The 15387-nt window shown below is 34.7% G+C and carries 15 protein-coding genes; 2 read left to right on the plus strand and 13 right to left on the minus strand.

The genetic code is table 11. From position 1 onward, the window contains the following. Positions 1 to 132: 132 nt before the first annotated feature. The 8 genes from JHK62_RS02610 to JHK62_RS02645 form a co-directional block, all read right to left on the minus strand. Positions 133 to 1089: an ABC transporter permease gene (locus tag JHK62_RS02610; RefSeq protein WP_199575119.1), complete on the minus strand. Its 957-nt coding sequence runs from the start codon at positions 1087 to 1089 to the stop codon at positions 133 to 135. A 1-nt stretch (position 1090) separates the two neighbouring features. Then, positions 1091 to 2164 (minus strand): ABC transporter permease, encoded by a 1074-nt coding sequence (locus tag JHK62_RS02615; protein WP_199575120.1) that lies wholly within the window; start codon positions 2162 to 2164, stop codon positions 1091 to 1093. Continuing rightward, positions 2157 to 3689 (minus strand): ABC transporter ATP-binding protein, encoded by a 1533-nt coding sequence (locus JHK62_RS02620; protein WP_199575121.1) that lies wholly within the window; start codon positions 3687 to 3689, stop codon positions 2157 to 2159. Before JHK62_RS02620 ends, JHK62_RS02615 begins: the two co-directional genes overlap by 8 nt. A 132-nt stretch (positions 3690 to 3821) precedes the next feature. Continuing rightward, positions 3822 to 4883 carry a BMP family lipoprotein gene (locus JHK62_RS02625; protein WP_199575122.1) on the minus strand — a complete coding sequence of 354 codons (1062 nt, stop codon included), beginning with the start codon at positions 4881 to 4883 and terminating at the stop codon, positions 3822 to 3824. An 85-nt stretch (positions 4884 to 4968) separates the two neighbouring features. Continuing rightward, positions 4969 to 5358, minus strand: a complete 390-nt coding sequence (locus JHK62_RS02630; protein WP_199575123.1) for a cytidine deaminase — start codon at positions 5356 to 5358, stop codon at positions 4969 to 4971. Continuing rightward, positions 5345 to 6007 (minus strand): deoxyribose-phosphate aldolase, encoded by a 663-nt coding sequence (gene deoC / locus JHK62_RS02635; RefSeq protein WP_199575124.1) that lies wholly within the window; start codon positions 6005 to 6007, stop codon positions 5345 to 5347. Before deoC ends, JHK62_RS02630 begins: the two co-directional genes overlap by 14 nt. A 26-nt stretch (positions 6008 to 6033) precedes the next feature. Further along, complete coding sequence (locus tag JHK62_RS02640; RefSeq protein ID WP_199575125.1) at positions 6034 to 7311, minus strand: pyrimidine-nucleoside phosphorylase; 1278 nt, start codon at positions 7309 to 7311, stop codon at positions 6034 to 6036. Further along, the gene (locus tag JHK62_RS02645) at positions 7298 to 7921 is read right to left on the minus strand and encodes a class I SAM-dependent methyltransferase (RefSeq protein WP_199575126.1); all 624 of its coding nucleotides are present in this window, start codon (positions 7919 to 7921) and stop codon (positions 7298 to 7300) included. The genes JHK62_RS02640 and JHK62_RS02645 overlap by 14 nt, the downstream gene beginning before the upstream one ends. 75 nt (positions 7922 to 7996) lie before the next feature. Here JHK62_RS02645 and coaA point away from each other — a divergent pair, with 75 nt between their 5' ends. Beyond that, entirely contained in the window at positions 7997 to 8917 is a 921-nt protein-coding gene (gene coaA, locus JHK62_RS02650; RefSeq protein ID WP_199575127.1) for a type I pantothenate kinase, read from the plus strand. Between the two features lie 52 nt (positions 8918 to 8969). Then, positions 8970 to 9221 (plus strand): 30S ribosomal protein S20, encoded by a 252-nt coding sequence (gene rpsT / locus JHK62_RS02655; protein WP_199575128.1) that lies wholly within the window; start codon positions 8970 to 8972, stop codon positions 9219 to 9221. A gap of 24 nt (positions 9222 to 9245) precedes the next feature. Here rpsT and JHK62_RS02660 read toward each other — a convergent pair whose 3' ends face one another. The 5 genes from JHK62_RS02660 to pstB all read right to left on the minus strand — a co-directional run bounded on the left by JHK62_RS02660 (position 9246) and on the right by pstB (position 15384). Continuing rightward, positions 9246 to 10544, minus strand: a complete 1299-nt coding sequence (locus JHK62_RS02660; protein ID WP_199575129.1) for a sensor histidine kinase — start codon at positions 10542 to 10544, stop codon at positions 9246 to 9248. Beyond that, the gene (locus tag JHK62_RS02665; protein ID WP_199575130.1) at positions 10534 to 11208 is read right to left on the minus strand and encodes a response regulator transcription factor; all 675 of its coding nucleotides are present in this window, start codon (positions 11206 to 11208) and stop codon (positions 10534 to 10536) included. Before JHK62_RS02665 ends, JHK62_RS02660 begins: the two co-directional genes overlap by 11 nt. A gap of 164 nt (positions 11209 to 11372) precedes the next feature. Next, positions 11373 to 13919 (minus strand): M1 family metallopeptidase, encoded by a 2547-nt coding sequence (locus JHK62_RS02670; RefSeq protein ID WP_199575131.1) that lies wholly within the window; start codon positions 13917 to 13919, stop codon positions 11373 to 11375. A gap of 44 nt (positions 13920 to 13963) precedes the next feature. Continuing rightward, entirely contained in the window at positions 13964 to 14617 is a 654-nt protein-coding gene (gene phoU, locus JHK62_RS02675; protein WP_199575132.1) for a phosphate signaling complex protein PhoU, read from the minus strand. Positions 14618 to 14625: 8 nt separating this feature from the next. Continuing rightward, positions 14626 to 15384, minus strand: coding sequence for a phosphate ABC transporter ATP-binding protein PstB (gene pstB, locus JHK62_RS02680; RefSeq protein ID WP_199575133.1), 759 nt, complete (start codon positions 15382 to 15384; stop codon positions 14626 to 14628). Positions 15385 to 15387: the final 3 nt, after the last annotated feature.

Genomic DNA, 15387 nt, shown 5'->3' on the forward strand with positions numbered 1-15387 from the left:
AATCATAATATGTTATGACTTGTCTTTCCAGTATAACATAAGTTTAATGCGCTTTCAAATGATTTCACAACGAAATTGTAAAAAAGTGGTATTAGAACAACTAATACCACTTGAAATTATTGACAATATTTTTTATTTAGACTTAATGTAGTTAACACCATTTGCTTTAGGTCCAACTGCTTTACCAAAGAAAATAGCAAGGACTACTACAGTTAAAACGTAAGGTGCAATTTGAAGATAGACTGTAGGAATTTTTGAAAGAAATTCTAATTGGCTTCCAATAACTGCTAGACTTTGTGAAAGGCCAAAGAAAAGACTTGAAAGCATGGCACCAATTGGATTCCATTTCCCAAATATCATTGCCGCAAGAGCAATAAAGCCTGGTCCTAAAATGGTTGTTGATGAGAAGTTAACTGAAATAGATTGCGCATAAATGGCACCACCCATTCCTCCAAGAAAACCTGAAATCATCACACCGAAGTATTTCATTTTATAAACATTAACACCTAATGTGTCAGCTGCTTGAGGATGTTCACCTACAGAACGCAGGCGTAAACCAAATCTTGTTTTATAAAGAACATACCAAGCAACAAATGAAAAGATAATAGCTAAATAAGCCACTAGCGAGGTATTTCTAAAGAAAATTTGTCCGATTACTGGTATTTCAGACAAAACTGGGAAGTTAAATTTACCAAATGATTCACTAATGTTATCAGTTTGTCCTTTACCATAGAAAACTTTTACTAGAAAAATAGCTAGTGATGGTGCTAAAAGATTTAAGACAGTACCACTAACAATATGGTCAGCTCTAAAATTGATGGTTGCTAAAGCATGTAGAAGTGAAAAAATCATACCAACAATACCACCAACAAGAACACCCAACCAAGGGGTAGCATCGCCAAATGTTTCTGCAAATTCTAGGTTGAAAATAACACCTGAAAAAGCCCCCATGACCATAATACCTTCTAAGCCGACATTAACAACACCCGAACGCTCAGAAAAAGTACCACCAATACTGGTTAAAATTAAAGGTGTGGCATAAATCAACATGGAAGAAATTAATAAACCTAGTGTTGTGACCAAATTCATACTACTTTCCCCCTTTCGCTAATTTTTTACTAACTTTTTTTGTTTTAATAAAACGATCAATGATATAGTGAGCGCCAACAAAGAAAATAATTGAGGCTGTCACAACTTTAATTACTTCAGGTGGAATACCTGCCGCATTCATACCAGGTGCTCCTACATTTAAGACACCAAATAAGAATGAAGCAAAGAAAATACCAATCGGTGAGTTAGCTGCAAGAAGGCTGACCGCCATCCCATCAAAACCAACTGATAATGAGCTTCCCTGAACAAAGACGTTTTCAAAGGTTCCAAGACCTTCAACAACACCTCCAAGACCAGCTAATGCACCTGAGATGATCATTGATAAAACAATAGTTCTTTTAGAAGCCATACCTGCGTATTCACTAGCAAATGGATTAAGTCCTACTGATCTAATTTCAAAACCAAGAGTTGTTTTATTAAGTAAGAACCAAATGACAACAATAGCAATAATGGCAAAGAAAATACCAATATTGATACGTGAATTACTCGTTAAAGAAGAAAGAAATTCTGAACGGTAAGAGGCATTACTTCCAACTTGTAAACTAGAGTCAATACTTCTTTTAATACTATCGTCAAAAACATTTTGAACAAGTGAATTACCAATATATAGAATAATATAATTCATCATAATAGTAACAATAACTTCACTCGTCCCTAGATAAGCTCTTAAAATACCAGGAACAGCCCCAACGAGACCTCCAACTACTAGACCAATCACAACCGTCATTAAAATCATTAAAGGTCTAGGCATATTAGGATTCATTAAAGCGAACCATCCTGATGCAAACCAGCCTGCCATTGCTTGTCCAGATAATCCAATATTGAAGAATCCAGCACGGCTAGCAACTGTAAAACCTAGGGCTATTAAAATGAGTGGTGCCATCGAACGTAAGATTTCCCCAATATTACGCACGCTACCAAAAGCCGTTTGGAAAAGACCCTCATAACCCCAAACAGGATCATAACCAAATATAAGCATAGCAATCGCACCTAAAAGTAATCCGAATAAAACGGATAGTAAAGGGACGGCTATTTGCTGTGTCCTTTTAGACATGAGTTCCCTCCTTTTCAATTGTTCCACCAGCCATTAAAATACCAAGTTCTTGTTTATTGGTCTCATCGGGAAGAACAACACCTTGGATTTTACCATCATGGATAACCGCGATTCTATCTGAAAGGTTTAAAATTTCATCAAGTTCAAAACTAACCACTAAAACGGCTTTTCCCTTGTCACGTTCTTGAATAAGACGACTATGAATATATTCTATCGCACCAACATCAAGTCCTCGAGTCGGTTGGCTAACAATTAATAGATCAGGGTTTCTATCAACTTCTCTTGCAATAATAGCTTTTTGCTGATTACCTCCAGAAAATCCTTTTGCAGGAACAAGCTCACTTGCACCACGAACATCAAATTCTTCCATCAGATGACGGGCATAGCTATTAATTTCGTTATAGTTTAAGACACCATTTTTGCTTAAAGGTTCCTTATAATAAGTTTGTAAAGCAGTGTTTTCTGCTAAAGTCATTTCAAGAATTAGCCCATCACGATGTCTATCCTCTGGAACATGACCAACACTTAATTCAGTGATTTTACGAGAATGAAATCTAGTAACATCAGTATCTTTAATGGTAATTGTTCCTGATTTAGCTTTTCTAAGACCAGTAATGGCTTGGACTAATTCACTTTGACCATTACCATCTATACCAGCAATCCCTACAATCTCACCACGTCTAACGTCAAGTGATAACCCTTTAACAGCAGGAACGCCTCTGTTTTCATTTACTACAAGATCTTTAATGGATAAAATAACATCAGTAGGCTGTGCAGGTACTTTTTCAGTTTTGAAAGAGACAGATCTTCCAACCATCATCTCAGCTAAATCTTTTGAAGAAGCCCCAGCAACATCAACTGTTTGAATGCTCTTACCACGTCTAATAACTGTAACACGATCAGCAACCGCTCTAATTTCATCCAACTTATGAGTAATCAAAATAATAGATTTACCTTCTTTTGTGAGGTTTCTCATAATTTCCATCAGTTCTTGAATTTCTGATGGTGTTAATACAGCAGTTGGTTCATCAAAAATTAGGATATCAGCACCACGATACAAAGTTTTTAAAATTTCCACACGTTGTTGGGCACCAACTGAAATATCAGATATTTTTGCAGTAGGGTCAATGGAAAGACCATATTTTTGTGATAAGGCTTGGATTTCTGCGATGGCTTTTTTCATATCAAGTGAGCCATTCTTAACTATTTCGTTACCCAAAATAATATTTTCAGCAACAGTAAAAGCATCAACCAACATAAAATGTTGATGGACCATTCCAATTCCTAGGCGTGATGATGCTGTTGGAGAATCAATGTTAACGACTTGACCATTTAGTAAAATCTCACCGCTTGTTGGGATCAACAATCCAGCTAACATATTCATCAAAGTCGACTTACCTGCACCATTTTCCCCAAGAAGAGCATGAATCTCAGCCTTTTTTACATTGAGATTGATATGGTCATTTGCCACAAAATCACCAAAAACTTTGGTAATTTCTCTCATTTCAATGACATTTTCTGTCATGGCGACTATTATCCTTTCTTCATTGGCTTTATATTTCAGAAAAGCTTGTCAAAACTGACAAGCTTTACTGAGATATAAACTATCTCAGAGTTAGAAAAAGCGACCGATTAAGATCGCTCTTTCAGACGTTTATTATTTTTCTGGGACAACGATATCGCCAGAGATAATTTTTTCTTTAGCGTCTTTAATGTCTTTTACAGCTTCTTCAGAAAGGTTTGTTGTAGCAAGATCTACACCACCATCTTTAAGACCATAAACAGTTAATTTACCACCTGGGAAGTTACCTTTTTGAGTATCGGTAGAAATTAATTGAAGAGCATTACCAACTTGTTTAAGAGTTGATGCTAAAACAAAGTTTGATTCTTTACCATCTTTAGAAGTGTAGTTACCTTCTTCTTCTTGGTCACGGTCTACACCAATAACCCAAACTTTTTCACTTTCATCACGTGTTTCGTTGATTGCTTTAGCTTCATTGAAGACACCAGCTCCAGTACCACCTGCTGCTTGGTAGATGACATCTGCGCCACCTGCATATTGAGCAGCCGCAATTGTTTTACCTTTAGCAGCGTCAGCAAATGAACCTGCATAGTTAACAGTGATTTTGATTGTTGGGTCTACAGATTTAACACCTGCTTCAAATCCTTTTTCAAAGCGAGTGATAACTGTACCTTCCATACCACCTACAAATCCAACACTCTTAGTTTTAGTTGTTTTTGCAGCTGCAATACCAGCAAGATAAGCTGCTTCATGGTCAGCAAAAGTAACACTTGCTACGTTATCAAGATCATCGATAACGTCATCAATGATAACAAAGTTAGTATCAGTGTAATCTTCCGCTGCTTTGGCAACAGCATCACGTAAAGCAAAACCAATACCGAAAACTAATTTATAATTTCCACTAACAGCAGAGTCTAAGTTTGTTGCATATTCTGATTCACTAGTAGATTGGAAATAGTCAAAACCTTTTCCTTTAGAAAGACCATTTTCATCTCCCCAAGCTTGTAAACCTTCCCAAGCTGATTGGTTAAATGATTTATCGTCAACACCACCTGTGTCTGTCACCATCGCAACATTAAGTTGTGATTCATCCTTGCTAGAGTCTTTAGATGAATCTGATGAGTTACGATTTGAACACGCTGCAAGTCCTAAAACGGCAACAGTAGCCAAACCAACGCCAACAATTTTCTTGTTCATAAAAATGAACCCTCCTAAAATTTTTTATTGCAACTTACTGTTGCTAGTTTCTTAAACCTTATGGTTCAAGTAGAAATCTTACAGACTATGATAAATCTGTAAAAGAATATGGAAGTAACTCCCCGACCGTCATCTCGACCGTCTGACCATTTTTAGCAATCAATGTCACTTTGCAGCCTTGTTCAAAAAATTCCGCCATTACTTGACGACAAGCACCGCAAGGTGAAATTGGTTCTTTGGTTTCACCGTATATTGCAATTTCAGATAAATCTTTATGTCCTTCTGAAATAGCTTTAAAGATAGCAGTACGTTCAGCACAATTACTTAAACCAAAACTAGCATTTTCAATGTTACATCCTAAAAAGACATCACCTTTTTTGGTTTTAAGTGCTGCACCAACTGGAAATTTTGAGTAAGGAACATAGGCGTTTTTGCTAGCAGTTTTTGCTAACATCATTAAATTAGTATCCGCCATTAACTGTTTTTCCTTCCACAATTGCAACTCCTGCAGAAGTCCCGATTCGAGTTGCCCCGGCATTAATAAATGCTAGAGCATCTTCGTAAGAACGAGCACCACCAGCAGCTTTAACACCAATATCTGGTCCAACTGTTTCGCGCATCAAGGCAATATCTGGAACTGTTGCACCACCAGTTGAAAAACCAGTAGACGTTTTAACGAAATCAGCACCAGCTTTAACAGCAGCTTGACAAGCAGCGATCTTTTCATCATCTGTCAATAGAGCCGTTTCAATAATAACTTTAACCAGTTTATCACCACTAGCTTCTACTACACTTCTAATATCTTTTTCAACAAAGTCAAGATTTCCTGATTTTAATTGGCCGATATTGATCACCATATCTATCTCATCAGCGCCATTTGCAACAGCATCTTTTGTTTCAAAGGCTTTTGTAACACTTGTTGTTGCTCCTAAAGGAAACCCAACAACTGTACAAACTTTAACCGAGTTGTCTTTTAACTGTTCAGCAGCATGTTTGACATGACTTGGATTGACACAAACACTTGCAAATTGATACTTTTTGGCTTCTTCAATTAATTGATCAATCTGGTCAACTGTACTTTCAGCTTTTAAAAGTGTGTGATCAATATATTTATTAATTTCCATTTCTTTTCTATGTCCTTTCAGACTCATTAGACAATAATTTTCAATATTTCTTTTGAGTCAACGCTTTCATCACCTATTTTAACATTTTTTTTGAATTCTGTAATCATTTTTGGCTCTATTTTTTTATTTGAATAAATTTTTGCAATTGAAGTCCCTTTTTCAATCTTATCACCGACCTTTTTCTCAAAAACAATACCTGTTTCATAATCAAGAGTATCTGATTTGACTGCTCTTCCTGCTCCTAATCTCATAGCAAAAAGACCAAATTCTAAAGCTGGTAATTCTTGAATAATACCAGTTTCATCTGCAATTACTTCAGTAATAAATTGAGCTGAAGATGGGCGATAAAGATCCTTCAAATCACCACCTTGGTAGGCGATAAATTCTTCAAATTTCTTAAGAGCTAAGCCGTTTGTAAGATGATTTCTAATCTCAGTAAGCTCTACTTTTTTTCCAGCAAGTTCTAGCATGATTTGTGCTAACTCACAAATAAAGTGAGTAATATCCTCACGTCCTTTTCCTTGCATAATTTCAATCGCCTCTAATACTTCTAAACGATTTCCAATAGCACGTCCAAGGGGTTGGCTCATATTGGTAATAACAGCTATTGTTTTTCTTCCAACGGCTTTCCCCAAATCAACCATTGTTTGTGATAATTCAACAGCATCATCAATCGTTTTCATAAAAGCACCATCACCAACTGTAACGTCTAATAAGATACTGTCGGCACCAGATGCGATTTTTTTACTCATTACCGAACTAGCAATTAAAGGGATTATATCAACAGTTGCTGTCACATCTCTAAGAGCGTATAGCAATTTATCAGCTCTGACAAGCTTATCGGATTGTCCAATCACAGACAGATTAATGTCTTGTACTTGTTTAATAAACTCTTCCTGGGTTCTCTCGATTTTTAAGCCTTTAATGGCTTCTAATTTGTCAAGTGTTCCACCGGTATGACCAAGTCCTTTACCACTCATTTTGGCAACTGGAACTCCAAAACTAGCTACAAGAGGTGCTAAAATCAATGTAACCTTATCACCAACTCCACCCGTTGAATGCTTATCAACTTTTGTACCTGAAATGGCTGACAAATCGATTTGTTCGCCTGTCTCTAGCATGCTCATAGTTAGGTCTTTGGTTTCTCTTCTAGACATTCCTTTAAAATAGGTAGCCATGGCAAAGGCAGACATTTGATAATCAGGAACATCACCACTAGCAAACCCAGAAATAAGCCACTTTATCTCCTCGGTTGAAAGTTCCTTACCGTCACGTTTCTTTTGAATCAAATCAACTGTTCTCATTTTTAACACTCCTTAAAATATAGTAGCCCTTTTCCTTTTTTAAAACATCAACGTTACCAAAAACATCTTGCATTTTTGTTTTGGCACTTGGGGCACCTTGTTTTTTTTGAATCACGATTGTTAAACTACCATTATCATTCAAATAATCAATACTTTTAGCGATAATCTCATGAACAACTTCTTTACCAGCTCTAATTGGTGGATTACTAACAATATAATCAAATTGACCTTCTACTTGCTCATAAAGGGACGAGTGAAAAATACTTGCTTCAACATGATTTCTTTTAGCATTTTCTTTCGCCAATTCTAAAGCCCGATTATTAATATCAATCATAGTTGCTTTTAGTTTTTTAACTTTAGAAAGACTAATTCCAATTGGGCCATAACCGCAACCCACATCTAAAAGTGTCTTGTTAGCTTCAAAATCAGCATTATTTATCAGAGTTTGACTACCAAAATCAATGCGATTTTTGCTAAAAACACCTGAATCAGTTTGAAAATAAAAAACTTCTCCTAACAGGTAAGTTTCCAGATTTTTGATATGATGTGTACTTTCTGGATTTTCAGAAAAATACATGGTTGTCCTTGATTTATCATCTCTTTTAGTCATAGTACTAGTCTATCACAATCTGAAATGGTTTTCAATAATGGCTATAACATGATATAATGCTAAAAGGAGTATATTATGAACAATGAATTTATCAATTTTGAAAAAGTTTCTCGTGAAAATTGGCAACAGTTACATCAAAAAGATAGTCCTCTCTTAACAGAGTCAGAATTAAATTCCATTAAAAGTTTAAATGACCAAATTAGTATGCAAGACGTTTTAGATGTGTACTTACCATTGATTAATTTAATCAAAATCTATAAAAACGCTCAAGAAAATCTTACTTTTTCTAAAAGTATCTTCCTACAAAAAACAATTAAAGAACGTCCTTTTATTATAGGAATTTCTGGTAGTGTTGCCGTCGGTAAATCAACAACAAGTCGCTTGTTAAAGCTCTTGTTAACAAGAACTTTTAAAAATAGTCATGTTGATATGGTGACAACAGATGGTTTTTTGTACCCAAATAGCATTTTAAAAGAAAAAGAGATTCTTAATAAAAAAGGTTTTCCAGAAAGCTACAACATGGAATTACTATTAAACTTTTTAGATCGTATTAAAAGTGGTCATGATGTGGCTATTCCTGTGTATTCCCATGAAACTTATGATATTGTCCCTGATCAATTACAAACGATTAAAAAACCTGATTTTTTAATCGTTGAAGGGATAAATGTTTTTCAAAATCAGCAAAACAACCGACTTTATATGAGTGATTATTTTGATTTTTCCATATATATCGATGCTGATAGTCATCATATTGAAAAATGGTACTTAGAACGTTTCTTTAGTTTGACAGAGATGGCTAAAAAAGATGTTACTAATTACTACCATCGTTTTGTCAAAATGAGTTCTGATGAATTGACAACCTTCGCCAAAGACGTCTGGAAGAATACCAATCTCTATAACCTTGAAAATTATATTGAACCCACAAGAAATCGTGCTGAAATAATCCTACACAAATCAAAAAATCATCTTATTGATGAAATTTACCTTAAAAAATAAGAAAGGCTTGTCAAAAGCCAGATTTTTCTATATAATATGATAGTTAGTATAAATGGAGGTGAAAACATTGGCAAATATCAAATCAGCTGGCAAACGTGCTGCACTTACTTCAAAACAAAATGAAAGAAATGCTGCTCAAAAATCAGCTATGCGTACAACGATTAAAGCATTTGAAGCAAATCCAACAGAAGAACTTTTCAAAGCAGCTAGCTCTAGCATTGATAAAGCAAAATCTAAAGGATTGATTCATAAAAACAAAGCAAGTCGTGATAAAGCTCGTCTTTACACTAAATTAGCAAAATAAAAAAACCTGAAAATCAGGTTTTTTTTATTTATTTATTTTTAATTCAAAGATAGTGCCTTTGGGGGTATTATCACTAACAGTAATTGTAGCTTTTAAAACAGTAGCTAATTGTTTTGCCAACGACAAACCTAGTCCAAACCCACCTTTTTGTCTTGTTCTTGCTTTATCAACACGATAAAAACGATCAAAAATTTTTAGTTTATCCTGATCTTTAATCCCAATACCATTATCAATAACTCGAATAAGTATTTGTTTATCTTTTGGTATCACTTCTACAAGTATTTCACCAGATTCTTCCGTATATTTAATAGCATTATCAAACAAAATAGTGATTAGTTGCTTCAAAATTGTCTCATCTGATTTAAAAGACACTTTTAGATGATTAATGCCTTTAAAAACACGGTGATTTTCTTCTGCAACGATTTGGTAGTTATGAAATAATGTGCCAAAAAAGTCTGGAGAAATCTCTTTAATATCTGCTTTTATTCCCTCATCACGTCTTGCTAGATGTAGTAGATTCGTTGTTAAAATACGCATATTTCTCACTTCATCAAGACTTGAAGCGAGACTTTCAGTACTCTCTAAAATTGTTGTATTAGGTCTTCTTAAAAGATTTTCCAAACGATTTTGTAGAACTGATAGAGGCGTTCTTAATTCGTGACTAGCATTTTCAACAAATGATTTTTGCTTTTCATAACTTTCTCTTAACGGTTGACTACTCCACTTGGCCAAATAAAGACTGGTGACAACCGAAATCAGCCAAAAGATAATCATTACAGTGATAATTATTTTCACATAACGTTGACTAATATTTTCTAACTGAGTTGTATTAATAACTACTGTAGCATAAGCAACACTAGGATAATCATAACTACTAATATTAAGTGTAACTGTTCGGTAAAGTTCTTCTGCACCTATTATATTAGTTGTTTTGATGGGGACTATGCTTCCAATCTCATCTGTTTTTAAATGAATATTTTGAAGATTTGAAAAGATATCAATATCATTTAAAATTCGTCCCTTATTATCATAGATTATGATGTCTGTATTGGCAACCATTTGTCGTTCTATAGGATTATCGTCATTAATGAAATAATCTTGAGGAATACCACTTATTGTTTTAGTCATGCTTAGATAAACATAACGATCAATGTTTTCTTTAGCAGATTGCAAACTAGCATCAATCGAAGAATAGATACCAAATCTCATTACTTGTAAGATGATAACTGTCATAACAATAAAAATGCCTGTAAACACTGCAAAAAAATGGATGAAATAACTAAAATTATCCGTTTTAGAATGATTTTTTAATTTAGTCAGCATTTTTTAGAATGTACCCCACATTTCTTAATGTTTGAAGGTTTTTAGAAAATTGGCTATCTTTCAATTTTTTTCTCACTTTTGAAACGTAAACTTCAACAACAGAAATCGTGGTATCACTATCAAACCCCCAAATACGGTCAAAAATTTGGCTCTTTGGTAATATAACATTCTGATTTTGTAAGAAATACACTAAAATATCAAATTCTTTTCCTAGTAGTTCTACTTCTTTTTCTCTATAGTAAACCGTGTTTGTTTTAGTATCAACTCTTAAATCAGCATAAGAAAGCTCTTTATCACTTATTTTCCCAGAACGTTTTAAGAGGGCTTGAATTCTCATTTTTAATTCTTCCAAATAAAAAGGTTTGGTCAAATAATCGTCGGCTCCTAACTCAAAACCATGTCCTTTATCATCTAAACTTTCTTTTGCGGTCATAATTAAAACTGGTGTATTGATGCCTTTTTCACGTAATTCTTTAAGTACTTGAAAACCATTTTTTTCAGGCAACATCAGATCTAGTAAAATAAGATCATAAATGCCACTTTCGGCTTCATATAGACCTTCATCACCATCAAATACTTGCATAACATCAGCAAAATCGTCTAAAAAATCAAAAACAGAGTTTGACAAGCTCAAATCATCTTCAACTAATAATATTTTAATCATTTGTTTACCTCGTTTATTATTATAACATGATATCACTAAAAACCCTATCACACATTATTATGTTGATATGATTGGTCATCAATCAGTCTATCAGTGTTTTCTTAAGGATAACTAAAAAACTTGTTCATTGTCGAACAAGTTTTTTGTGATTAGTACATAAGATATTATCCCATTACTTTTGAGATAGCTTCAAGAACAGCTGCTTTCTCTTTTTCAATTAATGAAACACGTGCTTCAATTTCTTTAATTCCCATTGAGATATTACGGCTAATCGCCATATCAGACAATTGAGGTTCAAAGAATTCTTTGTATTCTTCAAGTCTTTCAGGCGTCTTGAAGTAAGCTGCTGGGTAGATAACGAATTTATCAAAACTCATATCGCCACCAAGAGTCTTCTTAATCCAATCCCAGTTTTCACGTGACCAAGTCCAGAATTCCCCTTGTGTCTCACTTTGAGAAAGGAAAGGTGCGTACCAACTCATTGCCAAGTCTTGTGGTTTAACAATATCTCTGTCTTTAAGCACACCTAGAACAGTTATAATCGTTTCTTTATTCTTAGTATTTGATAAGGCACGAGATAATTGTCTTCTAAAGTTAGAGTCGTTTGTTTCTGGATAAAGTTTCAAGAAAAGAGAAACTAATTCAGGAGTTTCAGCCGATTTCACTTGATTAGTCAAAACAGTAGAGCGAATAGCAGCTGGTATAGCTTCTAAGTTGTCTTTATAGTCATCAAAAATGCTATTGGCTTTTTGAACAACTGCTTCATCGCCAGAGTAAACCATAGAAGATAAGGTCAATTCACGAACCATCTCATCTTCATCTGACTCACCAGAAACTTTTTCAAAGCCAAGACGTTCGTAATTAGAGTGATAAATTTTCTTCACTAATTGTTTAAATTGAGCTTCTTCTGGACTATCAGTGTCAATAAAGCGCTCAAGGCTTGAAATGATTGATGAGATAGCTGCTGTTACAAGGTAAGACGTTTCATCCGTCAAACCAGCAATTAAACCAACTAAATCAGCGTATGAAATTTCGCCACTTTCAGCAAGTAATTTACGGTCTTGCAATAATTGTAATTTAGAAATATTATCTAGCGTATTGATATTAGAAACAAGGTTTTCTAATAATTCACCCTTATAATTAATAATGTAGTGAGCAGTATTTTCAGTATTGAAACGTAGTGGCTCATTATTCTTGTCACGTAACTGGCTATAATTTGGAATTTCCATTACACGTTCTGTTAGTGTTTCTGGAATACCTTCCCAGTTACTATTCAAAGGAACTTGCCATAGACGATCTTTATCTTCATGGCTTCCAATAAAGAATTGTTTTTGAGATAAAATCAAAGTATCGTCAACAACTTCTGCCGTAACAACTGGGTAACCAGGTTGCTCTAGCCAAGCGTCCATAAAGTTGGCAACATCTTTACCAGATGTCTTAGACAAAGCACTCCATAAGTCACGTCCAATGGTATTGCCGTATTGGTGTTTTTCAAAGTAGGCAGCTAAACCAGTAGCGAAAGCTTTATCACCCAACCATCTACGAAGCATGTGCATCAAACGGCTACCTTTTGCATAAACGATTGCAGGATCAAAAAGGGTATTGATTTCATCAGGATGATTAACAGCAACATGCACTGATTGAACCCCGTCTGTTGCATCACGTTTAAGAGCGTAAGGTGCACCTCCTGTTTGGAAGTCTTCCATAATGTTCCATGATGGTTCAATCGTATCAATCGCAACATACTCCATCATATTGGCGAAACTTTCATTAAGCCATAAATCATCCCACCATTTCATAGTAACGAGGTTACCAAACCATTGGTGTGCTACTTCATGGGCAATTACTAGAGCCACTTGTTGACGGCTAGATACAGTTGAATTTTCATCAACTAACAAAAGAACTTCACGGTAGGTAATAAGACCCCAGTTTTCCATAGCACCAGATGAAAAATCTGGTAGTGCAACGTGGTAAGAATGAGGAATTGGATATTTTACACCAAAATAATCTTCATAGAATTCAATTGTTCGAACAGCAATATCAAGTGCAAAATCTAATGATTTATCTGGATGCGCTTTGGTTGCGAAAACACCAACTTTGGTACCATTCTTAGTTTGCGTTTTTTTGCCTTGTAAATCACCAAGGGCAAATGCTAATAAGTAAGATGACATTCTTGGAGTTGTATCAAAAATCCAAATACCTGTTTCTTTTCTAAGATCAACATTAATTTCTGGCATGTTTGATAAAACAATTTCATCATCAGCTTGGTCAAACTTGATTGATAAGTCGAACGTTGCTTTTGCTTCAGGTTCATCAATACTTGGGAAAGCTTCACGCGCAAAATGACTTTCAAATTGCGTTGAAATCACTTCTTTTTTAACACCATCAACGCTATAGTATGACGGATAAATACCTGTCATATTATCAGTGATTTTTCCTGAAAATTCGATAACAAGAGTCATCACACCAGTTTCAGGCAACTCAACATGAACCGCTTCATTTTCATCATCCATAGTAAAGCTAAGAGATTTATTATCTAAAAGAACAGACTTAATCGTTAAGTCTTTTTGATGAAATGAAATGTGGTGTTGTAGCGCTTCTCCATTAATGGCTACATTCCCTTGGAATTGTTTCTTTTCTCTATTGATATCAAGAAAAATATTATAATTTTCTGGTACAAATTTTTCTACGTAATGTTCAACAGTTTTCATAAGTCTCCTTTAACTATATAAAAAATTTATCTTTTCATATTATATCATAATTCTATAATTTTGCCCGTTTTTAAATAAACAACCCACTCACAAAGATTTGTGGCATAATCAGCAATTCTTTCAAGGTCGACCAAGACTTGAAAATATTCTTTTCCTGACAAAAGGGCATCAGGATGATTCCGTATTTCTTCCAAAGTTAATTTGCGAATTTTCTTTGTGTCTTCATCTATTTGGTCATCCATTCTCGCAACTTCTTTGGCTCTTTTTTCATCTCTTTTAATATAGGCATTAAGAGCAGCTTCAACCATCACTTTAACTTGACGACCAAGCTCATTAATCTCATTTTCAACATTATCTAGTCTTTGTTGGCCATTAGTCCTAATAGTTGCTCTTGCCATCGAAACCGCATGATCCCCCATTCTTTCCACATCACTACTGGCTTTTAGGACAGTAATAACCATTCTTAAATCTTGAGAGACAGGTTGTTGCAGAGCAATAATTTCAAGTGATTTCTTTTCAAGTTTAATTTCATAATCATTAACCACTTTATCCTCATCAATTGTTTCTTGAGCAAGCTCAGTATCATGACTAACAAAAGCACGGACAGTCTTACCAATTTGAGATAGGACTTCAGTACCCATAGCGTAAAACTGGTTATGTAATTTTTCTAATTCTTCTTCAAATTGTGTTCTAAACATAGTTTCTCCTATCCAAACTTACCGGTAATATAGTCTTCTGTTTCTTTTTTAGCAGGATCCAAAAAGATTTTCTTAGTTTTATCATATTCAATAAGGGTGCCATCCAAAAAGAAAGCCGTTCTATCAGACATTCTACTTGCTTGTTGCATGCTGTGGGTCACCACAATCAAAGTGTACTCTTTTTTCAATTCATATAAGGTTTCTTCCACTTTTCTTGAAGAAATAGGATCAAGGGCACTAGTTGGCTCATCCAACAAAATAACATTAGGATTGGTTGCTAAGACCCTAGCAATACAAACCCTTTGTTGTTGTCCACCTGATAGAGATAAGGCAGAATCATTTAGACGATCTTTCACCTCATCCCAGATAGAAGCTTCTTTAAGAGAGGTTTCAACTACCTCATCAAGTAACTGTTTATCTTTAATCCCATTCAATCTTAAACCATAAATAACATTTTCATAAATAGACATTGGGAAAGGATTGGGTTGCTGAAAGACCATACCAATATTTTTGCGAAGATCTACAGTATCCATTCTAGGACTATAAATATTGTGTCCATTATACATGATCGATCCAGTAATGGTCACATCAGGAATTAAATCATTCATTCGATTAAAACATCTTAATAAAGTCGATTTTCCAGAACCCGATGGACCAATAAATGCCGTAATCTCATTGGCGTATAAATCCATTGTGACATTATTAAGAGACTTTTTTTTGCCATAATAAAGTGATAAATCACTCACATGTAATATTTCTTTTGCCATTTT

This window comes from Streptococcus pacificus (assembly GCF_016481305.1).
In the GTDB taxonomy this organism is placed as follows: Bacteria; Bacillota; Bacilli; order Lactobacillales; family Streptococcaceae; genus Streptococcus; species Streptococcus pacificus.